Below are 22,345 nucleotides of genomic sequence, written 5' to 3'. Positions count from 1 at the left end.
AGAGATATATCGCGAATTTTGAAAATTGTTATTTTTGTAATTATTACATATAATAAAGGGTATAGGGGATATACAGGGGAGTTATGAATGGATAATACTTTAGTTAGTTAATTATTTTTTGTATTAATAAATAAAAGTAAATTGATGTGGAGTGAAATACATTGGGACAAAATCAGTTTAGATGGAGTAACACACAATTACGAGAACATGTTGAAGTAATAGATGGCACAAGAAGCCCGCACATTTTATTCAAGAATGCAACATATTTAAATTCCTATATGCGCGAGTGGGTGCAAGCAAATATTTGGATCTATGATGACCGCATTATATATGTAGGAGAAAAACTACCAGAGCAACTACATGAATGTGAAGTGATTGATTGTGATGGAAAGTATGTAGTTCCTAGTTACATTGAACCGCATGCACATCCATATCAATTGTATAATCCAGAAACTTTAGCGAATCATGCGATGCAGTTTGGGACAACAACTTTTATTAATGATAATTTAACTTTATTCTTCACGTTACAACGTGAAGAAGCATTTCATTTATTAGATGAATTTGAAAAGATTCCGGCAAGTATGTATTGGTGGTGTCGTTTTGATGGACAGACTGAACTACAAAATGGGGAATCTTTATTTAATAGTGAAGAAATAATGGAGTGGCTGAAGCATGAAGATGTTCTTCAGGGCGGCGAGTTAACAGCATGGCCAAAACTATTAAATGGCGATGATGAAATGTTACATTGGGTGCAGGAAACAAAGCGGTTGCAGAAAAAAGTAGAAGGTCATTTTCCCGGTGCGTCTGAATCAACGTTAGCGAAGTTAAAGTTACTAGGTACTGATTGCGATCATGAAGCGATGACGGGGCAGGAAGCATTAACACGTCTTATGCAAGGTTACACCGTTACTCTTAGAAACTCTTCTATCCGTCCAGATTTAGAAGTTTTACTGAAAGAATTGCTGGAATTAGGTGTCAAGCAATTTGATAGATTCATGTTCACAACAGATGGTTCACATCCGTCATTTTATGAAAACGGAATGACGAATAGGATGATAGAAATCGCGATAAAGCAAGGAATACCAGTAATTGATGCCTATAATATGGCAAGCTATAACATTGCTTGTTATTATAATATGGAGCATTTACACGGCGCGATCGCGACAGGAAGAATTGCAAATATTAATATTTTGGAAAGTAAAGAAAATCCGATTCCAATAAGTGTAATTGCAAAGGGTAAGTGGATGAAGCGTGACGGAATAAACAAAAATGCATCATTACATATAGACTGGAGTAAATTCAAAGTAACTCCATTATCATTAGACTGGTCTTTAAAGAAAGAAGATATGATTTTTTCTGAAACAACAGGTATAAAATTATTAAATGATGTTATTTCAAAACCATATGTAACTGAAATCGACTTAAACGGTGAGGAACTTTCTCTAGATCATGATGAGTGTTTCCTTATGATGATTGCTCGTGATGGTACTTGGCGAGTGAATACAGTTGTAAAAGGCTTTGCAAATAAATTAGGAGGCCTTGTTAGCTCCTATTCCGGTACAGGTGACATCATCCTCATTGGAAAGAGTAAAGAAGATATGCTTACAGCTTTTCATAGGGTAAAAGAGCTTGGCGGGGGAATGGTAATAGCTGAAAAGAATGAAGTATTACACGAAATAGCATTACCATTGCTCGGGATTATGTCTAATTTAAAAATGAGTGAATTAATACAGGAAGAAAAACAGATGGTGAAATTATTGCAAGAGCGTGGCTACGCGTATGACGATCCGGCATTTACGATTTTATTCTTTTCTGCGACGCACTTGCCTTTTATACGGGTAACACCTATAGGATTATATGATGTGAAAAGTAGTAAGGTACTTGCTTCGCCGATGAAACTGATAAATCAATATTAAAAGGAAAGGTCCTATAAAAAGTCTATTTTATAGGACCTTTCTCATTCTTAGCATAAGAATATCCTAAGCCTCAAATAATATAGTATCTAAATCATTTGAGGTGATACTTAAATATGAAAAAACTATTGTATGTTTTAAGTGTATTTATTTTGTGCGTATCTATACAGCATGTGGTACATTCTCAGTCAAATGCACCAAGGTTATCTTCGGATTGTCTGGAAGAAAGTAAAATTCGTGATGAAAAGTATGTGAAAAACATTATGAATGACATTATATCTACATTTGATTTAAAGATTGATGGAAATAGTTTTTGGGAAATTAGTAAAAGAGACCTAGAGGCTGCGCATTTGATGTATGGCGGAAGGGAAAATGATTCTTATTATAATTCGCTAACTAAAGTTTATGATAGTGGTGGATATAGGGGAGAGCCTAGATTATTTGTGAAGGCGCAAGAAGCATTTTTACTTTATAAAGAAATAGACGATACTAATGTAATGAAACGCCTAAACCTTGAAAAAGGGGAATGGATTGTTACCGAAACGAAAAAGAAGCAAGGGAAAATCGTGGAATACAAGCCGTTACAATGTGAAAAGGATTATCTGGAAAAAAGAAATGAGTACCATAATATGAAATGAGATGACGAAAATCTTGAAGGGGAAAGATTTCGTTAATAAATGTACATTGGTCGATAGAAATCACAAATAAGTTCGCCATAAAAAAACGTCATTTTAATCATTAAAAATGACGTTTTTTTATATTCTTAAAGCCTTTGCATCGCACTCTCAATCCTCTTTGCCAAATCAGCTGACACTTCATGGAAATACCCTAAAACTACCTTTCTTATATCATCGGAGATAACTTTCAAATCACTAGCTAAGTTTTCGGCAAGATGTTCTTTTTCTATCGGTTGTAACTTCGCATAAAATTCACCAGGCTGCCCAAAGTCGTCTTGCTTAGTTATAGAAGCTCTTTCAAGTTTTCCTTCAACGTATCTTCCGTCACCGCTAGTTGCTTGATTAGCAGGTGTCCAATTTTGCTGTTGGTTGATCGCTATTTTACGAAATTCAGGTCCAATTCTTCTTCTTTGAGAATCACTATAAATGTTAGCACGACCTTGTAGCATTTTATCATCTGATAGTTCTGCACCGTCTAGTAAATTAGAAGGGGAGAAAGCGACTTTTTCTACTTGTTCTTTATAGTTTTCAGGATTTTTATTTAATACCATTTTGCCTACTGGTATAAGAGGATACTCCTTTTCATCCCATACTTTTGTATCATCTAAAGGGTCATAAGAAAGGTGTGTTTCATCTTTAGGATCCATGAGCTGGACATATAAACCATATTCCACTGCTTTACCAGCCTCAATTGCATCGTATAAATCTTTCCCGCTATAATCAGGATTTTCGGCGGCCAGTTTATTTGCTTCCTCACTTGTAATGAATTGTACACCTTCAAATGGATACCAATGATACTTTACATACTTTCGATAACCTTGAGCATTTCTCCAAACATATGTATTTACACTATGTCCTGGGATGTGGCGAAGACTTTTTGCCGTACCAGCATCAGAGTATAAACGGACAACAAAATGAATGGATTCGGGTGCTCTAGCAACAAAATCCCAAAATCTATCAGGGTCTATTAAGTTATTTTTAGGTGAAGGCAATAACGCATTAATAGTTTCAGGGAAACGCATCGGATCACGAACAGAAAAGACAGGAAGGTGGTTACATAAAAGATCAAATACGCCTTCTTTTGTATAAAATTTTGTAGCAAAACCTCTTACATTTCTAGAAGTATCAGGTGTTCCTTTCGTACTAACAGCTAATGAAAATCGAACCATAACAGGAATTTTCTCATTAGAATTTTGTAAAAAGCTTAGTTTTGTATGTTCAGACATCGGATATATCGTTTGAAAATAACCGAATGCACCAAATCCTTTTGCATGAACAGGTCTTTCTAAAATTTTTTCATGAATAAATTCTTGTAACGCCTCGTGCAGTACATTATCTTGCTTTAAAATAGGTCCACGTGAACCAACTGTTTGAGAGTGAAGTATAGCTTGTTCATTACGTTCTCCATTTTCATTAAAGCCTTTCCCTAGTAAAGATTGTCCCTGTTTATCATAGTTTTCATCCATCGATATAGCCTCCAAATCTTTTTTTTCCATTGTTACTAAATATGATTTTATAGCCTTGATTATGTATGAAACGCAAAGTTCAAAATAGTAACAGACCGCTAGATGAAAAAAACGTGTATGTAGTGGACCTGTTGAAATAGAAGAAATTATGGAAAAATGAATATCGGGAAGAAAATTACTATTAAAATTACAATCTTAAAAATGAATTTATACATGACTTTATAGAGAATGAACATAAATAAACAGGGAAAATAACTAGGAGGAATTTAAAATGTCGGATTGGTTTCAATTAGATAAAGAATATATGATGCCTACGTATTGTCGTACGAAGGTTGCAATAGAAAGAGGAGAAGGGTGCAAGCTTTATGATGTGGATGGTAAAGAGTATGTAGATTTATTTTCTGGTGTCGGAGTGAACGTATTAGGGTATAATCACCCGAAAATCGTGCAAACGACAATGGAGCAAGTTACGAAGTCTCTGCATCTTCCGTTTCATTTTTTAAATCCAGTTGCGATTGAGTATGCAAAGAAATTAGTTGATTGCTCTTTAAAAAATGGAAAAGTCTTTTTTACAAACTCTGGTACGGAAGCGACAGAAACAACGTTGAAATTAATTGATAAATATAGAGCGAATACGCATGAGGAACGTGAAGGAATCGTAGTGCTGAAGAATAGCTTCCACGGGCGTACGTTAGGGGCACTTCATTTTACGAGACAAGAAAGTGTATATCAAAATTTCCCTAAAACATCGATTCCTGTATATGAAGTAGAGCGCGAGAATATAGAGCAATTAGAAGAAACAATTGTTAAAGAAAATCCAATTGCGATTATGCTAGAGCCTGTATTAGGTAGCGGGGGGATATACCCTTTATCGGGTGAATATTTACATGGTGTTCAAAACTTATGTGATAAATATAATGTCATTCTTATCGTTGATGAAGTTCAAAGTGGTATGGGGAGAACTGGTAAACTATTTGCTTATCAAAATTTCAATATTACACCGGATATTATTCAAATTGGTAAAGGAGCAGGAGGCGGGATACCGCTTGGCGGAATTATTGTAGGTGAAAAATTATGTGATGTATTTGCACCAGGAGATCACGGCACAACGTTTGCTCATTCTTCAATGGGAACGGCTTTAGGGTTAACGGTTTTAAATACATTGATTGACGATGGTTTAATGCAAGAAGCGTATGAAACATCACACTATCTAAATGATAAATTGCAAGAAATTCAGAAAGAAAATTCTTATTATATTCAGGAAGTACGTCATGCTGGAATGATGTTTGGAATTAGTTTGAATGATAAGAATGAAAATGTTAAGAAATTACAGGTGGAGCTAATGGAGAAAGGAATGTTAGTTGATGTTACACAAGGGAACATCATCCGTTTACTTCCTCCATATATAATTACTAAAGAAGAAATTGATGCATTTATTTATGAGTTTATCTCCTGTATTCATAGCTTATCAGCTATAGCGAGTGTTTAAAAAACTTTATAAAAACGCACCTTATTTTTAATTCAAATAGGAAGAAAATAGGGGTGAAAAAAATAAATTTACGTATTAAAATAAAAAGCTGAAAAAGGTACTCGTATAGCGCCTTCTTCAGCTTTTTAAAATAGTAAATTACTTAATCTAGGAAGCATCTCGTTGGACAAATAATTAATTATGTGAAACAATAATAACAGATAAGGAGACGTTGCTTTTCCTTAAGTGCTTCGTATTGAATTTATTCTAGTAAGAGAAGGTGTGCTTAAAGAAGTTAAATTAAATAAGGGGCTGTTTTACTATATGCAACAAAATAATGATTTGAATTTTGAACCTCAAGACGTTAATATTGTCAATTCTAAACAAGCGAAAAAAGCAGTTATTGCTACTGGCATAGGGAATGCAATGGAGTGGTTTGACTTTGGATTATACGCGTATTTAGCGGTAATATTAAGTCAACTATTCTTCTCAGGTGTGGATAATAGTGGTTTGCAACTTGTACTTACATTTGGTACATTTGCAGCGGCCTTTCTCGTTCGACCAATCGGAGGTATTTTCTTTGGTAGAATAGGAGATAAGTATGGCCGAAAGATTGTTTTAAGTACAACTATTATTTTAATGGCACTTTCTACATTATTCATCGCATTACTACCAACCTATGAACAAATTGGTGTATGGGCACCAATACTACTTTTAATTGCTCGAATGATTCAAGGCTTCTCTACAGGCGGCGAATATTCAGGAGCAATGGTTTATATCGCAGAATCTTCTCCAGATAAAAAGCGTGGTATACTCGGTAGTGGTCTTGAAATTGGAACACTCTCAGGTTACATTGCTGCCTCGGTAATTGTTACCATTTTAACGTTATTATTAACAGATGAGCAAATGCTCAGCTGGGGATGGCGTATTCCTTTCTTAATTGCTGCACCAATTGGTTTGGTCGGTTTATATTTACGACGTCATTTAGATGAATCTCCAATCTTTCAAGAGATGGAAAAAGCACAAGAGGAATCTGAAGACAACGAACAATTTTCATTTATGGATATATTAAAATATCACAAAAAAGACTTCTTATTAAGCACAGTAATTGTTGCCTTCTTTAACATTACAAACTATATGATCCTTTCGTATATTCCTTCTTATTTAACACAAGTACTAAAAGTCAAAGAAACAACGGGCTTATTAATTATTTCAATTACGATGGCACTTATGATTCCACTAGCACTTTATTTCGGTAAATTAAGTGATAAAGTAGGTAATAAACGCGTAGTACAAATTGGTTTACTCGGTTTAGCATTATGTTCAATTCCAGCATTTTTATTAATTGGTAACGGACATATTGTAGCCATGTTTGCGGGTATTTTCATTTTAGGTTTCTTCCTTAGTGTATATGAAGGAACATTGCCTTCGTTATTACCAGCACTCTTTTTCACAGATGTACGTTATCGTGCGCTTTCTATCTCCTTTAATATTTCTGTATCTATATTCGGTGGTACAACGCCGCTTGTATGTTCATACTTAGTTCATGCTACTGGTAATCCACTGGCACCAGCATTTTATTTAACAGGTGTAAGTGTAATTGGATTAATTGTGTTTAGTGTACTGTTTGTCACAACATCAGGACGTGCACTAAAAGGTTCTTACCCTACTGTAGAATCGAAAAAAGAAGCACATCAAATTGCTAAAGAGGATCCTGAAGAAACACTTTGGTGGCATGAAGAATCTTTAGAAATTGAAGCAGGAAAAAAAGCATAATTTGTGAAAAGCAACGTGGACTTGTACACAAAAAGACTCCTAGTTTAATAGGAGTCTTTTTGTGTACATCATTTTCTCTTCTTCTTCAAACTCTTCTGATACGCATAAAGCTTATAAACCTCTTCCTTAAATTCATGCAGAAGTACAGTGTTTTCACCATTTGAATAACGCACTACATTATACGCGTCTATAATAATATGACTCTGAATATTTACCTCTTCTTCAAGATTTATTCTTTCTAACCAAGCTTCAACAGTTTCTCCTCGTTCACGATTTAAAGGAGGGGATAGTTTACTCTCAAGTTTGAAAATTTCTTTCCGAATTTCGTTATTTGGTGGTTTATTTCGTTTGAACCGTTTTTGGCTAATGCCTTCTTTATCAGTAATGATTGTAGATTCAAAGACAGGCATATTTGGTAAACTTAAATGTTTTCGTTTTTTTACTATTTTCCAAACGACGTAAATAGCGATGGCTGTACAGGCTATTATTGTAATGCTATTTATGAGAGTTGGATCAAAAGGACGCTGCCCCAATTCCTCTTTAATTTGAGAATCTTTTAAATTTCCTTTATTCGACCAAAAGTCGTCTGTATCTTTTAATGCAGCTGCCGAGAACAATGGATTTAAAGCATAACCAAATCCTAAGGCAACTACTTGTATGATATAGGAAAAAAGAAGCCGAATATAAGGAAATACCGGAATAAGTAAAGCGCTAATTATTCCAATCGTAATAATAGAAGTGAAACGTAATAGCTGTTGATTACGATTGGAACCTGTTAACCAAAATGTAATCATAATGTGTAAAGTTAATAGTAACAATTTCCACAATGGCGGAAAGGGGGCATAAAATATAGCTGAAACGACAAACCATACAATACCGCCTAACGATTTTTGTACTGGATATCCCGGTCCAACAGAGTGTACGATAAAGAAAAACAGTGGTAATAATATTGTGCCTAAAATAGAGAAAGGTAGAAATAAAGAACAACCGATTATTTGAATAACTAACAGTACTACAAAACCTGTTGTTTTTTTATTCATAAATTTATGAATAAGAAATACTCCTACATAACCGGTCACTAAAAATATAGCAATACCAATGAGTTCATTTCTTTCCGTTAATAATGAAAGAAGGAGGAGTAGAATAAAGTCATTAACGTGATAGAGCCAAGTTTTCAAGCTTTTCCACCATCCCTTCATTATTAATGAGGAACGTAGGCTGAGATAGAAGAGGGAGCTCCTTTTTCTGCAAACCAATGTATATCATTGTAGATGAGCGTTCCCTTTTTCTCGTTACATAGTGAAGAAATCCTTGTTTCGGAAGTAGCGTACTATCATCTGAAATACGTGCTAATTCTTCTAACGCTTTGGCGTAATGTGTTTGTCCTTCGTTTAATGGTAAAAGCAAAGGGCCACCTTCTGCTAAAACACTAATAAATAACTCAAACGGAATTTGATGCTTCGTTGCGAATTGACAAATGTACGTTGTAAATGAAATAAGGTCTTCTACATTCTCTTTCCAACCAAACCCACGATCAGCAGCTAAAGAAAGACAAATTGTCCAACTATAATTTTTTACAGGTTCATATTGCTTCGCTTGTAACGCCTGCATTTTAGCAGATGCTTTCCAATGAATAGAGCGGAAAGATTCACGCTCGTAGCGCTTTACACCGATAATGGATGTTTCATCATTGTAAAAAGAGAAATTCGTTCGATACGAACCTGTTAATAATTGCCGAAGTTCTTGTAAACCGGCTACTTCTTTAGGAGAAGGGTACACAATAATTTCAGCCTTTAACTTATCGAAAACAGGTAAATGTATAGTTAAAAGATGAAAAGGATCTTTTAAAACACATTCGAACTGTTCAATTTGAAAGACACCACGCTTCGTTGCGGTTAATGTTAAATCCCATTTTTGCGCTGAATGAGCAGGTTGTGAAAATGGGAAAGAAAATAACGTTTTTGATATTTGTTCAATCCCTTGATCCTTATGCGGTATAAGGGACGAATTTAAATGAAAATAACAAACTCCATTAACGAGTGGTATATTTGCACCATTTTTTAAATGAATATAAAATTGTCCCGATTCATCTGGGAAAAGACGTGTAGTGTGCTTCTCATTTATAATTTGAAACCGTTTCTCTATGTAAGCGACATATTTATAAATGAAAATCGCAAATAAATAGTAGAAGAAAAAGAGAAACATAATAATTCGTTGGGGCAGAAAAAACGTAAAAAGTAAAGCGATGGGCACAGTTAATTGAATAATGTGGATTTGAAAAAATAAAGGTACAGTTACAACGCGCTGTCCATTCATGCTTGTTCAATCTCCACAGGTACGTCAACTTCTTTTAAAATCCTTTGCATTAATTCATTTTTTGTCGTACGTAAAGCTCCTTCCATTGACAAGACGATACGGTGATTCCAAACGGAAGGAACTAAAAATTGTATATCTTCAGGTGTGCAATATTCTCTGCCGCGTAAAAAGGCTAGTGCTTGAACGGCACGTACTAAAGCTAATGTAGCACGCGGGCTTACACCGTTAGCAATGTAATCATGATTTCTTGTAGCGTGAGCAAGCTTAATAATGTAATGTTCTAACGGTTCTGATACGAAAATTTCTTTCACTTGTTTTTGTGCTTCTAAAATGTCTTCTAAAGAAATGACAGATGTGACGCTTTCTAACGGTGCATTGTTACGAAAACGGCGCATCATTTTTAATTCATCTTCAGGAGACGGATAACCAATTGAAATCGTCATTAAAAAACGATCAAGTTGTGCATCTGGAAGAGGGAAAGTTCCTTGTGATTCAATCGGGTTTTGCGTCGCAATAACAAAGAACGGTTTCGGAAGAGGAGTAGACTGCTTTTCAAGCGTTACTTGTCGTTCTTCCATCGCTTCTAACAAACTAGATTGTGTTCTTGGCATCGCGCGGTTAATTTCATCTGCGAGTAGTATATTTGTCATAACTGGTCCAAGTCTTAATTCGAATTCACTAGTTTTTGGATTGAAATATTCAATACCTGTTACATCACTCGGAAGTACATCAGGGGTAAATTGAACGCGAGAAAAATTACCACCAATGCTTTTAGAAATTGTTTTTGCTAGTAATGTTTTTCCAGTACCAGGTACGTCTTCAAGTAGTACATGTCCATCAGCAAGCAGTGAAACGAGGAGTAAATCAATTACATTTTCTTTACCGACAAAAACAGATCCTATGTTTTCTTTTAATTTATTTATCATATGTATCATTCCTTTCAAAATAAAAGTGGATATTTCTATATTTTAACAAATTATTCAGAAAATTGGTATGATTTTTTAATCCGAAGAAATAGATATTTAATTATTAAATTACTATTGCATATTTTGGAATATGATTATACAATATCGATATACGATGTATCGCGAGTCGATATATCATGAAGCGATGTATCGGAGGTAGTTATAATGAATGCGAAAGCGCAAAAATACATTCCATTAACTGAGGCGACATATTACATATTGTTGTCACTTGTAAAGCCAATGCATGGTTATGGAATTATGCAAATGGTAGAAGAGATGACAAATGGGGAAGTAAAACTCGGTCCTGGTACTTTATATGGGAATACGACGAAGTTATTAAAAGAGAAATTGATTGTTGAAGTTGCCTCTACAGACAGAAAGAAGTGCTATGAGTTAACACCATTTGGGAGAGAAGTGTTAGAGCTAGAGTATAACAGGTTACAGAGATCTGTAAGAAATGGAAACAGTATATTAGGGGAGTGAATGGAAGATGGAGACAAAGAAGGTATTTAAATTTTTCACGGCATGGAATTTAGAAAAAGAAGAAGTTTTTTTACGAAAGATGCATCAGCAAGGCTGGGCGTTACAAAAATATAATATGATGTATACGTTTAAGAAAACTGAGCCGAAAGATGTAATATATAAAGCAGATTTTAGATTGGTTTATAGAGATTCAAAAGAAAAACAACAAGAGTACTTCGAAATATATGAAATGTCTGGTTGGAAACGCGTAACGAGTTTTACAAGATGGAATTATTTTTGTAAAGAAGTAGAAGAGGAAAATGAGTTACCTGACATATATTCAGAGAAGGACACGAAGGTGCAAAAAATGAAGGAGTTATTACAATTTTTTGCATTTATTTCAATAGCTATGTTACCGTTAATGTTTAACACATTTTTAAATTCAACAGAATCAATAGTGCCAATGTGGGCGAAAGTTATGATGGGGCTTGTTAGTTGTATGTATGTTTATTTCTTTATAAGGATCTCTTGGAAAATTAAGAAATTGAAAAGTGAAATATTATAATAAAGAGTGGATTTTAAAAGAAGATGATTTCGTAGATATTATACGGGAATCATCTTCTTTCATTTCTATGTATTTTTTTTGTTCACTCTTTTTTACATAATAAAAGACTGTATATTTAAGGCATAGAACTAACAGTTACAAAGATAATACTAGTAATAATACCTAAAAAAATCATAAATGATGAAGAAACGATTAATAATAATGAACTACTGATTAATACTATTTTATTAGATTTTTGATGTTTAAAGTGGTAATAAAGTAAAAAGCCGCAAACAGTAGAAACAATCCATATAGCTAGACCGTAAGGAGTTGTTATCTTCTTCCAATCGAAAATCCAAAAGTAAAAAATACCTATGTGACAAGTTAATAGTAGAAATGTAGATGGAATCATTAACTTTTTATTTAAAATCATTTATTTCACCTCTCTTATGTAAATATTACCAGAAGAGTATGGAGTTTAAAATATAATATGGAAGTGAATAAGGTTTTCACTTAAAGAAACTACGAGATGAGTAAGAGATATTTCTAAATCAATTTCCATTTGCATAGGAATTTAAATGGAAAAAGAACCATATAAAATTATGAAGGGAGGAGAGTCATAAAATGCAGAGAATGAACAATTATTTTCGTGCTCGTGCGAGTATGGTATACATGATGACTAATAATGAAGTAATGAATCACATTGTTTCTTTTCATATGGATACGAATGGAATGCTCACCTTTGTGGGTTCTTACCGAACTTACGGAAGAGGTACTGGTATAAAGGAAGTTTCTACAGAAACGGCAAACGATGGTATAGATCCTCTAGCATCACAAGGTTCTCTGACTTTGTCCCGTGATGGTCGTTTCCTATTTGCAGTTAACGCAGGCAGTCATAGTATCAGTAGTTTTATCATAGCAGATAACGGGGTACCGATTTTCGTGGATGTAAAGCCATCAGGAGGTGCTCAGCCCAATAGCATTGGTGTGTATGATAATCTTCTCTATGTCTCCAATGTAGGTAATGCTGCAAACAATTTTGCATCAAATATTACTGGATTTCACATAGATGATAAGGGAAACCTTACACCTATTCCACGATCCACTCATGCTCTCAGTACCTTTAATGCTCAGCCTGCACAAGTTCTCTTCACCCCGGATGGTAGTAAAATTGTTGTCTCCGAGCTTACATCAAACCATCTCAGTGTCTTCCATGTAAATAAAGATGGTACGGTTACAGGACCAATTGTTAATGATTCTTACGGTAAAGGCCCATTGGGTGCTTACTTTCTATCGTCCGGAATTCTCTTAGTTACAGAAGCAGTTTCAAATGCGTTGTCATCTTATTCATTGAGCAATGATGGTACTCTTCATGTAATCAGCGGCTCTGTACAAAACGGATATAAAACTGCCTGTTGGGTTATAACAACGAAGGATGAACGTTTTGCCTACACTACGAACACTTTAAGTGGCACCATCTCCACCTACCAAATCGCCCCCAATGGAGTACTGTCAGTAGTAAGGCATATTACTAGTACACCGCCGGGGACAGCACCGGGTCTTCCGATGGATGTTGGAGTGAGTAAAGATGGACGACATTTTTACACCCTTAATGGAAATCAGGGCACAGTGTCAGTATTTAATATTCAAAGTGATGGTAGTCTAGTAAGGCTGCAGGTTGTTGCTTCATCAAATTTTCCTTACTTTGGGTCGCAAGGCTTAGCTGTTCTTTGATTCTATTGGGCCGCTATATTTGTGTGGAAAAGAAAAATATATGACGGTGTATGAATAGTAGACATGTAGATGAATTAGGGACCTTTGATTAAACAGCAATTGTCCACCTTGCTTACGTAAAACGGAAAAACCCCCTATAGAAAATTGATAGGGGGTAGGGAAATGTTTAAGAGAAAGACTGATTTTGCGCAGGTTTTATAAATTGTTCTGGGTTTTCAACAAGCCCACATACAGCACATTGGACGCGGTAAGTAGGTCCTTGATAAGCCATATGAAAAGCGTTCATCGTTTCATTCGTGTATTCTTCTTCTACATGACCAGTTTGTGGATTTAATTTTACTGGTTTTACTTGTTGCTCGAGAATATTAAAGCGAGTTCGGTTCGTTTTACAACTTGGACAAAGCATTGGTTCCATATGTATACACCTCCATTTGTAGCATTTCTTAAGCGGTATGATTTTATGCAAGTAAAAAAACTTTCTCAACATAAATAGGTATTTATTATATTTAAAATTCAGAAAAAATAAAATATAATGAATGTAAGAACTGGTTATGTCCAAACCAAATCTCCTGTTTTATGCCAATAAGCTGGGGGGCCGAGAAATCGGCCTCATTTTTTTGTGCTCATCTCAATAAGGTACAAGGTTTTTAAAAACATTTGTCGAATTTTTAGAGGTGAAGGTTAAGGGGGAATAATTATGAACTTAAAAATGAAATACATTATTTTATATGTGGAAAAGTTTGAGCAATGTCTTCAGTTTTATAAAGAAATTTTAAGATTACCAATAAGAGCAGAGCACGGTACATATATTGAATTTGAAACAGGAGCAACAATTTTAGCGATGAATACACGAGAGGATGTTAAGGAGTTAACGGGACTACCTCTTACAGAAGGTGTACTACAATCTTCTCATTTTGAGTTAGGGTTTGTTGTAGAAGATGTAAAGGGAACGATTGAGAAATTAAAAGAAAAAGGGGTTAAAGTTCTAGTTGAGCCAATCGTAAAACCGTGGGGACAAACAATTGCTTACATTGCCGATCCAGACGGTAATTATATTGAAATTTGTAGTTCATTAGAATAGAAGGAGAAAAAGAGGATGGGGTTTCCAAAATTAGAGACAGAACGTTTACTATTAAGAGAACTTACACTGTTAGATGCAGAAACGATGTTCCATTATTTTTCAAAAGAATCCGTTATTCGTTATTTTGGGATGGATGCTTTCGAAAATATTGAGCAAGCGAAAACGACAATTCAAACGTTTAGAAAGCGTAATGAAGAGGGAAGCGTATTTCGCTGGGGAATAGAGAAGAAAGGAACGGATCAATTAATTGGTACGTGTGGGTTTCATTTAATTAACAATCATCATAAACGAGCTGAAATTGGTTATGAGCTAGATGATACACATTGGGGGCAAGGATACGCAACCGAAGCACTGCAAGCAATGTTAGCTTACGGATTTGAAACGTTGCAATTTATAAGAATTGCAGCTGTTGTATATATAGAAAATGAAGCTTCCCGTAATTTATTAACAAAAGTCGGATTTCAAGAAGAAGGATTACTTCGAAAATATATGATTCAAAATGATGTTGCTCATGACACGGTCGTTTATTCATTATTAAAAGAAGATTGGCAAAAGTAATGAGCACAAATGAAATAATGAAGGTTATTAAGGAACATAAAGATAAGCGATTTATAATAGGTATAGACGGACTAAGTCGTTCGGGTAAAACAACATTGGTTAAAAAATTAGAAGAAAATATGAAACGAAGTGGAATCTCGTTTCATATTTTTCATATTGACGATCATATTACCGAGCGTAACAAGCGATATAATACTGGATTTGAAGAGTGGTATGAGTACTACAACCTTCAATGGGATATCGATTGGTTGCTGCGAAACCTTTTTCAAAAGTTACAAAGCGACATTGAATTAAAATTACCTTTTTATCATGATGAAACAGACTCATGTGAAATGAAAGAAATACAGCTTCCTTTAGTAGGTGTAATAATTATAGAAGGAGTTTTTCTGCAGCGAAAAGAATGGAGAGATTTCTTTCATTATATGGTGTATTTGGATTGTTCAAGAGAGACAAGGTTTCTACGTGAAAGTCCAGAAACGCAGAAGAACCTTTCAAAATTTCAAAGTAGGTATTGGAAAGCGGAGGAGTATTATTTGGAAGCGGAATTGCCGAGGGATAGGGCGGATTTAGTTATTTAGTGATTAGAAAATAGAAGGGTGAATGAAATGAATATTTTGTGGGACTTTGATGGGACGTTATTTGATACGTATCCGGTATATACAAAAATTCTTTCTCAAGTTTTAGGGAAGGAAATAAGTGAAGAGGAAATCTATACAAAGTTAAAGGTTTCATTTTCTCACGCAATTGATTATTATAAAATATCTAAAAAACAATTAAGTGAAATTGATGTATTAGAGAGTCGCATTATGATAGAAGATATAAAACCATTTGAAAAAGTGGAAGAGGTATTAAAGTTTGCCGATAAAAATGTAATTATGACTCATAAAGATAGAGCGGGGGTATTATCTATATTAAATCATTACGGCTGGGAGAAATACTTCGTAGACATGGTTACAATTGACGATGGTTTCCCTCGAAAACCGAACACTTTATCTTATGATCATTTGCATAAAAAGCACAGTATTGATTTAGCTATTGGTGATAAAGAATTAGATTTATTACCTGCAAAAGAATTAGGTATTTCAACATGTATGTTTCAAGGGAATTGTGATGTAGCGGATTATTCTTTATCGCATTACTCGGAATTTTTTAACGTAGTGATTGATAGAGAGGTTATTTTATAAATAATTTAAATAAAACCTTTACTTTTTGCTTGAAAGTAGAGGTTATTTTCTATGCTTTATAAAAACTATAGAAAATTAATACTTTCTAGTACTTAGGAGGAGATTGGTATAACGATTTGAATTATATAGTTATAGATAAATCTATAGATGAAAAGATTTCAATAAAGCGAGTGATCACATGAGTATTTTCATTTTAGAAGATGATGTCATACAAGCACAGCAAATGAAGCGGCTAGTTGAAGAGATTTGTGAGGAGTATATGTTGCCTTTTGATTTTATAGAGGTAACTAGTAAAAGTGAAAACATCATTACCAACATTCCTAAGGCGAAGTATATCCCAATCTATTTTTTAGATATAGAGATAAAAAGAGAAGAACGTAAAGGGTTACAAGTGGCACAAGAGATACGAAAGTATGATACGCAAGGAATTATTGTGTTTGTAACGACGCATTCTGAATTTGCACCTATTTCATATCAATACATGGTATCAGCTTTAACTTTTATTGATAAAGGGTTGCCATACGAGGAGAGGTGTAACGTTTTTGAACAATGTTTACTCCAATATGAAGCGCGTAATAAGCATATTATTCCATCTGATGATTTTATCGTTGAAAATAGTAATGCGACTGTGCGGGTTCCGTTTCATGAAGTTGAATATGTTATGACTGATGAACCGCACCGTTTAGCATTAGTGACGTTAGATCGTATCGTTTATTTTTATGGAACATTAAAGGAGATAGAAATAATAGATGAACGTTTATTTCGTTGTCATCAATCATATATCGTGAATACGAAGCAAATGTCTTATTACGATGCGAAGCAAAAAATGATAGTTTTAAAAAGCGGGAAACGTATTCCAGTATCACGTCGTTTATTGAATAAAGTACGTAACATATTAAAGGGTGAGATGTAATGTATATTTATGATTTATTTGCAATACTGCTTACTAGTATAAGCCATACGTTTTTATACATTCAATTAATCCGGTACAATAGATTGTCATATAGAATGTTAATAGCTTTAAGTGCAGTATTCATTATTTTACTAGCTATTGTCGTAACAGTAACGAGATACCCAGAGTTGAATAGTACTATTGTGTTATTTTTAATAAGTTTAGGATTAATGCAAAATGAATTGAAATTTAAGCATAATGTATATTTTGCACTAGTGAGTATGGTGATTATAACGTTAGTGAAAATGTTGCTATTTGATTTAGGAATGAAAATCTTTATGTTAACAACATTCAATTTATATTTATGGACAGGTAGTATTATTCATCTTATCGTATCGACACTTACTTTTATCGGTATTTTTGTAGCTCGGAAAAGAATCCGAAAAATTGCTCAATATATAGTAGGTAGTCGGCTATACTATGTAACTTATATATTATTAATTGTTGGATTTATTATTGAACTAATTTTAACTCGGCCATCTTCTGCGTTTTTAGCAAAGTTAAATCAACAATACAGTGATGTAAGTTATATTTCAGCGATTATTGTATTTTTATTATTAGTCATCATAGTACTTATAAGTTCACATTTATCGAAAGCAAAGTTACAAGAAGAGCATGAAAAACGTTTAGATAAAGAGTTATTAGATTATGTGGAGAAATTAGAGGATATGCATGATGAGCTTGCTAGTTTCCGTCACGATTATATGAATGTATTACTATCGTTAGAAGAGGGAATACGTACGAAAAATGTGAAAGAAATTGAGCAAGTGTACTATGACGTTATAGCTCCTACGTTAAAAACAATAAATGATCATGAACTTGATCTTGCGAAATTATCTCGTATACATATACCTGAAGTGAGAAGTGTATTGAGAGCGAAAGTTGGTACTGCCCAGCAACAACAAATAAAAGTAATGCTTGATATACCGGAGAAAATTGAAATTGTTTCGATGACGATCATTTCATTTATTCGCATCATTTCAGTTTTAGTAGACAATGCAATTGAAGAGGCAGTACATAGTGAGGAAAAGATATTGCAAATCGCATTCTTTGAAATGGATTCACGACAATATTTTATTGTACGTAATAGTTCAAAGGATGAAGTAATTGATTTGCAAAAAATTTATGAGAAAAACCATTCAAGTAAAGAAGGGGCTAGAGGATACGGGTTATTCTCATTAAAACGTATTATGAATAAAACAAATAATGCGACGTTAGAAACAACGTATGTAAGTCCTTATTTTACTCAAACATTCATATTAAAAGAGATGAAATGACCATCTATGATGAAAATGAAACCGAATAGGAAAGAACTACATACTTTCTTCACTCGTTTTTATACACTTCAAGTAAGAGGTGAAACGAGATGAATGGTCTTATTTTTACAGCGTGTATAAGTATAGGATTACCGCTTGTTGCACTTTTATATGCTTTTTGGAAGAAACGTTATATCCCGTATATGCTAGGCGTATTGGCATTTGTTGTATCACAAGTTTTAATCCGTATACCAATACTGAATTATTTAAATGGAAATAGCACAGCTTTTTCAATGTTTAGTGTCATGCAGCCTATATTATTTGTGATTACGCTTAGTTTGTCAGCTGGTATTTTTGAAGAGATAGCTCGTTTTATTGCAATGCGTTATTTTATGAAACAACGAGATTGGCAGTCTGGATTTTTATTCGGAGTAGGGCACAGTGGTATTGAAGCTGTATTGATAGTCGGTATTCCAGTAGTATCTCTATTATTATCGCAAACAGTTAGCGGAAATACGGATAGTTATTTTGTCGGTGGAGTGGAACGTATCTTTGCGATGTTAATCCATGTCGGTCTGTCATTCATTGTATTGCAAGCGGTTGTCCAAAAGAAATTTCGTTATGTTGTATATGCAATTTTCATCCATGGGACTGTAAATGCACTAACAGGCATCATCCCACTATACGTACCAGCAGATAGGGCTATATTAACTGTAGAAGTTACAATAGCAATTTGTGCTTTACTTCTATTTAGTTATAGTTTCATCTTAAAAAGAGAGGGTGTATTAAAATGAAAAGAATGTTACTCATTATTATAAGTGCTATTGCAGCGTTCGCACTTGCAGCATGTACCGGTAATAAAGTAGATGAAAGTACGTCAAAAAAATTTATTCCGAAGGCGGAAGAAATTGTAACGTTACTAAATGAAGCTAAGTATAAAGAGGTGCATGACAAATTTGATAGTAAAATGAAAGCTGGATTACCAGAAGAAAAAATGAAAGATCTTACACCTGTAATTGAAAAAGCTGGTACATTCGAAAAGATTGAAAAAAAGTCGATTGAAGAAAAAGATGGTTTATATACAGTTGTTCTCGTAGCAAAATATAGTAAAGAACAACGTACCTTTATCATAACTTATAACGCTAAAGAAGAAATAGCAGGTTTATATATTAAATAAAAACAGATACAGTGGAAGTTTCCACTGTATCTGTTTTTTTTAACCAAATTATGGTTATTTGTGCTGATATGAACACATAGCTATATAAAAGGGGTGGGTATTATGAGAACCGAAATAGTTCCCAAAAAGAAGTACAGTATAATAAGCTATATATCTTTACTCATCGGAATTATGTGTTTTTTATTCGTTTTTATAACTCCGACGAGAATAGCGAATGCGGGAAATATAGTTGGAGATTATGTAACGATTGCTCTTACAGGTGTAGGTATTATACTTTCAATAATTACAATGACGAAACAAACAGAGAAGAAGGCAATTGCAATTATCTCATTAATACTTTCCTCATCGTTTTTTATTTTTTGGATTATCGCGATTATCTTATTGTTTACGGGGCAAATAAGTTTTGCGCCTTAATGAGCGATAAAAAGAGTCCTTCATTACGAGAAGGACTCTTTTTTATTCGCTATCTTCAGGTTGATATTCTAAAATATCCCCAGGTTGGCATTCTAATGCTTTACAAATAGCATCTAAAGTTGTAATTCTAATTGCTTTTGCTTTTCCATTTTTTAATATAGAAAGGTTAGCCATTGTAATTCCAACCTTCTCCGAAAGCTCTGTTACACTCATTTTTCTTTTAGCTAACATTACATCAATATTAATTATTATTGCCATGTTATTCACCTCAGACCGTTAAATCATTTTCTGATTTTATATCTATCGCATCTTTTAAAAGTCTTTGGAGAACGGCAGCAAAGATTGCGATAACCATTGAAGCAAAGATTAGGAGCATGCCAAGTATAATAATACCTGGTGCGTCATCTCTCTCTGCTACAAGATAGAAGAGTGGCATACCTACCACATATAAAATACTGATTGTTACTGCGCAGTTTTTTATCTTTTTTAAAGCTCTAACAGATAATTTCGAGAAAGCGTTACCCTTGTCAATGAAGCTTACAAGTTTAAAAGCTTGATACAGAGCAAAATAAAAAGGTAGCACCGTTGCATATAGATTGATTAAAACAAGATATTTTATAAATGCAATATCCGGGAACAATTCCGCTGCATATTTCCCTATGTTAGGAACTAAAAATATACATAAAGCAAGAACAGGGATTCCAATCAGAATAATAGCTGTCTTTAAAAAGAGTGTTGATCCTTGTTTCATATAAAGCACCTCATTTATTAATTATCTATTTAATCTAACATGAAATTTATCGTTTAACAATAAATTTTTATTTATTATAATCTTGTTTTTATTGTTAAACCAATTTTGTATTTTAATGAAGATAATCATTCCTTCTTTCTGTAAATGATGTTATGTTAAAAGTAACGATTAAGTCGTTCTTATCCCGCTATTTGTGGGAGTCGGGCTGCCCGTAAAAGCCCGATTGGTGAAGGCTAATAATCAGTGGGGATGGAAAAAAACCCTCTGATTAAAGTTTCACTTTATAGATAATAATTAATATGATTATACCTTTAGAATTTCTTCAACTACTACAAATAAATCAATAGTAAAAAGCCGATTATCCTTTAGATTACAAGAAATCGGCTTTTTATATAAAAGATCGCTTAGCGTACGAAAATCGCTTTTTGTTGGCAGTGCCCTGTCACAATCAAGCTGAGAAAAACAAATAATCCAAACGAGAAAATTCTTAAGTTGATGGATGTGTGATGCTACTCCTATGTTAAGGTTCGAGTCATTTGAAACAGCACCCTCTATATTGAGTGGTGTTAAAGCGACGTATATGATAAAAAAGATGTATCGCTTGTAAAAAAATTGCATCACCTTGAATGAGCTAATACGACAAGAATCCGTTTCGGGCCTAATTAGGGAATGCAGTACAGATCAGTATATAGTATACAAGCATTCCCTTTCTATAAATACGGTATGTTTTTAATATAATTAAAAGAAAATTTTTGTGTTCTTTAATATGATGTCACATAATACCAGTTTTTTTCTATTTTTGTGATTTCTTTATATTCATTATTAAAGTCGTATTTGTTTGGTCTAGTATCATTTGGTGTATAAATAAATCCTGAAAAATTATCTAATATACCACGATAAGTAAAAAAGAAAACAGAAATACCATTTTTATTTTGTTGAATAATTACATCCCCACCGTTTTTGGAAGTGGATGCAAACTGTTTAGGTAAATGAATTTGTCTACTATCATAATGAACATTAGGAGTTAACTCTTTATGTTCTATAAGTGCTATAACTTTTTCACGGTCTTCTTTATAGATAATAAAATCTAAATTTATATAAATCTCATTAAATGGTATACATATCCAAGTAATTATTATGATTAATTGAATAATTAATGGTTTCCAATTTTTGTATTTGATAAGATGTATGATTGTGAAAATTAATATTAAGAAAAACAATCCATGAACTATTATTGAAAGAAATGGCATAACAAATGGGGTAAGGAATTCAACTAAATACCATTTGAAAAAATGATAAAGTATGAGAGCGAGACCGCTTATTAATGTAATTTTGGTTAAATTCTTATTCAAATTTTGAATCTCCTTTCTATACTAAAAACTATGTGATTTTAGTATGAATATAAAATATATTTTTTCATAAATTTCCCTTGTTTTCATTTTATTAACTTTGTGTGATTAATATTTTGAATATATCATAGATTTGAAATTAAATAAACGGACGTTGAATTTTTATATTTTATATAGAATAACAGTTAAATAAAAGTGAGGGAAGTTTTCAAAATAGACTAGTTTTTTATTTTAAATGTAATTTGATTTGTTTCATGAAATAGATCCGGTTCCGGTAAAATCAGTTGTAACAAGTGAACATT

General features: G+C 33.5%; 25 protein-coding genes. 16 read left to right on the top strand and 9 right to left on the bottom strand.

Annotation, left to right across the window (positions count from 1 at the left end; translation table 11 throughout):
- The first annotated feature begins 161 nt into the window (after positions 1-161).
- On the top strand, positions 162-1,916 hold the full coding sequence (locus ABH960_RS18080; protein ID WP_404447233.1) for an adenine deaminase C-terminal domain-containing protein: 1,755 nt from the start codon (positions 162-164) through the stop codon (positions 1,914-1,916).
- A 113-nt stretch (positions 1,917-2,029) separates the two neighbouring features.
- A complete protein-coding gene (locus tag ABH960_RS18075) occupies positions 2,030-2,551 on the top strand; it encodes a hypothetical protein (RefSeq protein WP_404447230.1) in 522 nt (173 codons plus the stop codon).
- Positions 2,552-2,676: 125 nt separating this feature from the next.
- On the opposite strand, the gene ABH960_RS18070 is transcribed toward ABH960_RS18075, so the two are convergent.
- Positions 2,677-4,056 carry a catalase gene (locus ABH960_RS18070; protein WP_404447228.1) on the bottom strand — a complete coding sequence of 460 codons (1,380 nt, stop codon included), beginning with the start codon at positions 4,054-4,056 and terminating at the stop codon, positions 2,677-2,679.
- A gap of 271 nt (positions 4,057-4,327) precedes the next feature.
- Between ABH960_RS18070 and ABH960_RS18065 the strand changes: the two genes are divergently transcribed.
- Positions 4,328-5,545, top strand: coding sequence for an aspartate aminotransferase family protein (locus tag ABH960_RS18065; protein WP_002190021.1), 1,218 nt, complete (start codon positions 4,328-4,330; stop codon positions 5,543-5,545).
- Positions 5,546-5,848: 303 nt separating this feature from the next.
- Positions 5,849-7,300 (top strand): MFS transporter, encoded by a 1,452-nt coding sequence (locus tag ABH960_RS18060; protein WP_012261183.1) that lies wholly within the window; start codon positions 5,849-5,851, stop codon positions 7,298-7,300.
- A gap of 68 nt (positions 7,301-7,368) precedes the next feature.
- Here ABH960_RS18060 and ABH960_RS18055 read toward each other — a convergent pair whose 3' ends face one another.
- Genes ABH960_RS18055 through ABH960_RS18045 form a run of 3 tightly spaced genes read right to left on the bottom strand, consistent with a single transcriptional unit; the run spans position 7,369 to position 10,542 of the window.
- Positions 7,369-8,478 (bottom strand): DUF4018 domain-containing protein, encoded by a 1,110-nt coding sequence (locus ABH960_RS18055; protein WP_404447225.1) that lies wholly within the window; start codon positions 8,476-8,478, stop codon positions 7,369-7,371.
- Positions 8,453-9,616 carry a DUF58 domain-containing protein gene (locus ABH960_RS18050; RefSeq protein ID WP_404447222.1) on the bottom strand — a complete coding sequence of 388 codons (1,164 nt, stop codon included), beginning with the start codon at positions 9,614-9,616 and terminating at the stop codon, positions 8,453-8,455. Before ABH960_RS18050 ends, ABH960_RS18055 begins: the two co-directional genes overlap by 26 nt.
- On the bottom strand, positions 9,613-10,542 hold the full coding sequence (locus ABH960_RS18045) for an AAA family ATPase (RefSeq protein WP_012261180.1): 930 nt from the start codon (positions 10,540-10,542) through the stop codon (positions 9,613-9,615). Before ABH960_RS18045 ends, ABH960_RS18050 begins: the two co-directional genes overlap by 4 nt.
- Positions 10,543-10,746: 204 nt before the next feature.
- Here ABH960_RS18045 and ABH960_RS18040 point away from each other — a divergent pair, with 204 nt between their 5' ends.
- Positions 10,747-11,064 (top strand): PadR family transcriptional regulator, encoded by a 318-nt coding sequence (locus ABH960_RS18040; protein ID WP_000991891.1) that lies wholly within the window; start codon positions 10,747-10,749, stop codon positions 11,062-11,064.
- A gap of 7 nt (positions 11,065-11,071) precedes the next feature.
- Positions 11,072-11,608, top strand: a complete 537-nt coding sequence (locus tag ABH960_RS18035) for a DUF2812 domain-containing protein (protein ID WP_002137004.1) — start codon at positions 11,072-11,074, stop codon at positions 11,606-11,608.
- Between the two features lie 115 nt (positions 11,609-11,723).
- Here ABH960_RS18035 and ABH960_RS18030 read toward each other — a convergent pair whose 3' ends face one another.
- Positions 11,724-12,020, bottom strand: coding sequence for a hypothetical protein (locus ABH960_RS18030; RefSeq protein ID WP_002185543.1), 297 nt, complete (start codon positions 12,018-12,020; stop codon positions 11,724-11,726).
- A gap of 191 nt (positions 12,021-12,211) precedes the next feature.
- Between ABH960_RS18030 and ABH960_RS18025 the strand changes: the two genes are divergently transcribed.
- Positions 12,212-13,321 (top strand): lactonase family protein, encoded by a 1,110-nt coding sequence (locus ABH960_RS18025; RefSeq protein ID WP_002185545.1) that lies wholly within the window; start codon positions 12,212-12,214, stop codon positions 13,319-13,321.
- A 166-nt stretch (positions 13,322-13,487) separates the two neighbouring features.
- Here ABH960_RS18025 and ABH960_RS18020 read toward each other — a convergent pair whose 3' ends face one another.
- A complete protein-coding gene (locus ABH960_RS18020; RefSeq protein ID WP_002013535.1) occupies positions 13,488-13,736 on the bottom strand; it encodes a hypothetical protein in 249 nt (82 codons plus the stop codon).
- A 282-nt stretch (positions 13,737-14,018) separates the two neighbouring features.
- Between ABH960_RS18020 and ABH960_RS18015 the strand changes: the two genes are divergently transcribed.
- The 9 genes from ABH960_RS18015 (at position 14,019) to ABH960_RS17975 (ending at position 19,943) form a co-directional block, all read left to right on the top strand.
- Positions 14,019-14,402 (top strand): VOC family protein, encoded by a 384-nt coding sequence (locus ABH960_RS18015; RefSeq protein WP_193653841.1) that lies wholly within the window; start codon positions 14,019-14,021, stop codon positions 14,400-14,402.
- Positions 14,403-14,417: 15 nt separating this feature from the next.
- On the top strand, positions 14,418-14,960 hold the full coding sequence (locus tag ABH960_RS18010) for a GNAT family N-acetyltransferase (protein WP_404447215.1): 543 nt from the start codon (positions 14,418-14,420) through the stop codon (positions 14,958-14,960).
- Complete coding sequence (locus tag ABH960_RS18005) at positions 14,960-15,538, top strand: kinase (RefSeq protein ID WP_404447213.1); 579 nt, start codon at positions 14,960-14,962, stop codon at positions 15,536-15,538. Before ABH960_RS18010 ends, ABH960_RS18005 begins: the two co-directional genes overlap by 1 nt.
- A gap of 27 nt (positions 15,539-15,565) precedes the next feature.
- Entirely contained in the window at positions 15,566-16,144 is a 579-nt protein-coding gene (locus ABH960_RS18000) for an HAD-IA family hydrolase (RefSeq protein WP_404447210.1), read from the top strand.
- 178 nt (positions 16,145-16,322) lie between these two features.
- Positions 16,323-17,057, top strand: coding sequence for a response regulator transcription factor (locus ABH960_RS17995; protein ID WP_404447207.1), 735 nt, complete (start codon positions 16,323-16,325; stop codon positions 17,055-17,057).
- The gene (locus ABH960_RS17990; RefSeq protein ID WP_404447204.1) at positions 17,057-18,373 is read left to right on the top strand and encodes a GHKL domain-containing protein; all 1,317 of its coding nucleotides are present in this window, start codon (positions 17,057-17,059) and stop codon (positions 18,371-18,373) included. The genes ABH960_RS17995 and ABH960_RS17990 overlap by 1 nt, the downstream gene beginning before the upstream one ends.
- An 89-nt stretch (positions 18,374-18,462) precedes the next feature.
- Entirely contained in the window at positions 18,463-19,146 is a 684-nt protein-coding gene (locus ABH960_RS17985) for a YhfC family glutamic-type intramembrane protease (RefSeq protein WP_404447201.1), read from the top strand.
- Positions 19,143-19,529 (top strand): DUF3887 domain-containing protein, encoded by a 387-nt coding sequence (locus ABH960_RS17980; protein WP_404447198.1) that lies wholly within the window; start codon positions 19,143-19,145, stop codon positions 19,527-19,529. The genes ABH960_RS17985 and ABH960_RS17980 overlap by 4 nt, the downstream gene beginning before the upstream one ends.
- 102 nt (positions 19,530-19,631) lie before the next feature.
- Entirely contained in the window at positions 19,632-19,943 is a 312-nt protein-coding gene (locus ABH960_RS17975) for a hypothetical protein (RefSeq protein WP_404447195.1), read from the top strand.
- A 42-nt stretch (positions 19,944-19,985) separates the two neighbouring features.
- Here ABH960_RS17975 and ABH960_RS17970 read toward each other — a convergent pair whose 3' ends face one another.
- The 3 genes from ABH960_RS17970 to ABH960_RS17960 all read right to left on the bottom strand — a co-directional run bounded on the left by ABH960_RS17970 (position 19,986) and on the right by ABH960_RS17960 (position 22,046).
- Positions 19,986-20,201: a helix-turn-helix domain-containing protein gene (locus ABH960_RS17970; RefSeq protein WP_002084833.1), complete on the bottom strand. Its 216-nt coding sequence runs from the start codon at positions 20,199-20,201 to the stop codon at positions 19,986-19,988.
- Positions 20,202-20,211: 10 nt separating this feature from the next.
- On the bottom strand, positions 20,212-20,694 hold the full coding sequence (locus ABH960_RS17965) for a DUF2975 domain-containing protein (RefSeq protein ID WP_404447192.1): 483 nt from the start codon (positions 20,692-20,694) through the stop codon (positions 20,212-20,214).
- A 761-nt stretch (positions 20,695-21,455) separates the two neighbouring features.
- On the bottom strand, positions 21,456-22,046 hold the full coding sequence (locus tag ABH960_RS17960) for a hypothetical protein (RefSeq protein ID WP_002065987.1): 591 nt from the start codon (positions 22,044-22,046) through the stop codon (positions 21,456-21,458).
- Between the last annotated feature and the right edge of the window lie 299 nt (positions 22,047-22,345).

This window comes from Bacillus sp. RC252 (assembly GCF_044909215.1).
GTDB classification, from domain to species: domain Bacteria; phylum Bacillota; class Bacilli; order Bacillales; family Bacillaceae_G; genus Bacillus_A; species Bacillus_A mycoides.
Note: the sequence above shows the minus strand (reverse complement) of the source record. Positions and strands in the feature narration are given on the sequence as shown.

What these genes read in the sequence shown, in the direction of transcription:
- ABH960_RS17990 (WP_404447204.1), top strand. Translation starts at nt 17,057, where the DNA reads ATGTATATTTATGATTTATTTGCAATACTGCTTACTAGTATAAGCCAT.
- ABH960_RS17980 (WP_404447198.1), top strand. Translation starts at nt 19,143, where the DNA reads ATGAAAAGAATGTTACTCATTATTATAAGTGCTATTGCAGCGTTCGCA.
- ABH960_RS18065 (WP_002190021.1), top strand. Translation starts at nt 4,328, where the DNA reads ATGTCGGATTGGTTTCAATTAGATAAAGAATATATGATGCCTACGTAT.
- ABH960_RS17965 (WP_404447192.1), bottom strand. Translation starts at nt 20,694, where the DNA reads ATGAAACAAGGATCAACACTCTTTTTAAAGACAGCTATTATTCTGATT.
- ABH960_RS18015 (WP_193653841.1), top strand. Translation starts at nt 14,019, where the DNA reads ATGAACTTAAAAATGAAATACATTATTTTATATGTGGAAAAGTTTGAG.
- ABH960_RS17970 (WP_002084833.1), bottom strand. Translation starts at nt 20,201, where the DNA reads ATGGCAATAATAATTAATATTGATGTAATGTTAGCTAAAAGAAAAATG.
- ABH960_RS18020 (WP_002013535.1), bottom strand. Translation starts at nt 13,736, where the DNA reads ATGGAACCAATGCTTTGTCCAAGTTGTAAAACGAACCGAACTCGCTTT.
- ABH960_RS17975 (WP_404447195.1), top strand. Translation starts at nt 19,632, where the DNA reads ATGAGAACCGAAATAGTTCCCAAAAAGAAGTACAGTATAATAAGCTAT.
- ABH960_RS18075 (WP_404447230.1), top strand. Translation starts at nt 2,030, where the DNA reads ATGAAAAAACTATTGTATGTTTTAAGTGTATTTATTTTGTGCGTATCT.
- ABH960_RS17985 (WP_404447201.1), top strand. Translation starts at nt 18,463, where the DNA reads ATGAATGGTCTTATTTTTACAGCGTGTATAAGTATAGGATTACCGCTT.
- ABH960_RS18060 (WP_012261183.1), top strand. Translation starts at nt 5,849, where the DNA reads ATGCAACAAAATAATGATTTGAATTTTGAACCTCAAGACGTTAATATT.
- ABH960_RS18010 (WP_404447215.1), top strand. Translation starts at nt 14,418, where the DNA reads ATGGGGTTTCCAAAATTAGAGACAGAACGTTTACTATTAAGAGAACTT.
- ABH960_RS18045 (WP_012261180.1), bottom strand. Translation starts at nt 10,542, where the DNA reads ATGATAAATAAATTAAAAGAAAACATAGGATCTGTTTTTGTCGGTAAA.
- ABH960_RS18025 (WP_002185545.1), top strand. Translation starts at nt 12,212, where the DNA reads ATGCAGAGAATGAACAATTATTTTCGTGCTCGTGCGAGTATGGTATAC.
- ABH960_RS18000 (WP_404447210.1), top strand. Translation starts at nt 15,566, where the DNA reads ATGAATATTTTGTGGGACTTTGATGGGACGTTATTTGATACGTATCCG.
- ABH960_RS18030 (WP_002185543.1), bottom strand. Translation starts at nt 12,020, where the DNA reads ATGATTTTAAATAAAAAGTTAATGATTCCATCTACATTTCTACTATTA.
- ABH960_RS18040 (WP_000991891.1), top strand. Translation starts at nt 10,747, where the DNA reads ATGAATGCGAAAGCGCAAAAATACATTCCATTAACTGAGGCGACATAT.
- ABH960_RS18035 (WP_002137004.1), top strand. Translation starts at nt 11,072, where the DNA reads ATGGAGACAAAGAAGGTATTTAAATTTTTCACGGCATGGAATTTAGAA.
- ABH960_RS18005 (WP_404447213.1), top strand. Translation starts at nt 14,960, where the DNA reads ATGAGCACAAATGAAATAATGAAGGTTATTAAGGAACATAAAGATAAG.
- ABH960_RS18050 (WP_404447222.1), bottom strand. Translation starts at nt 9,616, where the DNA reads ATGAATGGACAGCGCGTTGTAACTGTACCTTTATTTTTTCAAATCCAC.
- ABH960_RS18070 (WP_404447228.1), bottom strand. Translation starts at nt 4,056, where the DNA reads ATGGATGAAAACTATGATAAACAGGGACAATCTTTACTAGGGAAAGGC.
- ABH960_RS17995 (WP_404447207.1), top strand. Translation starts at nt 16,323, where the DNA reads ATGAGTATTTTCATTTTAGAAGATGATGTCATACAAGCACAGCAAATG.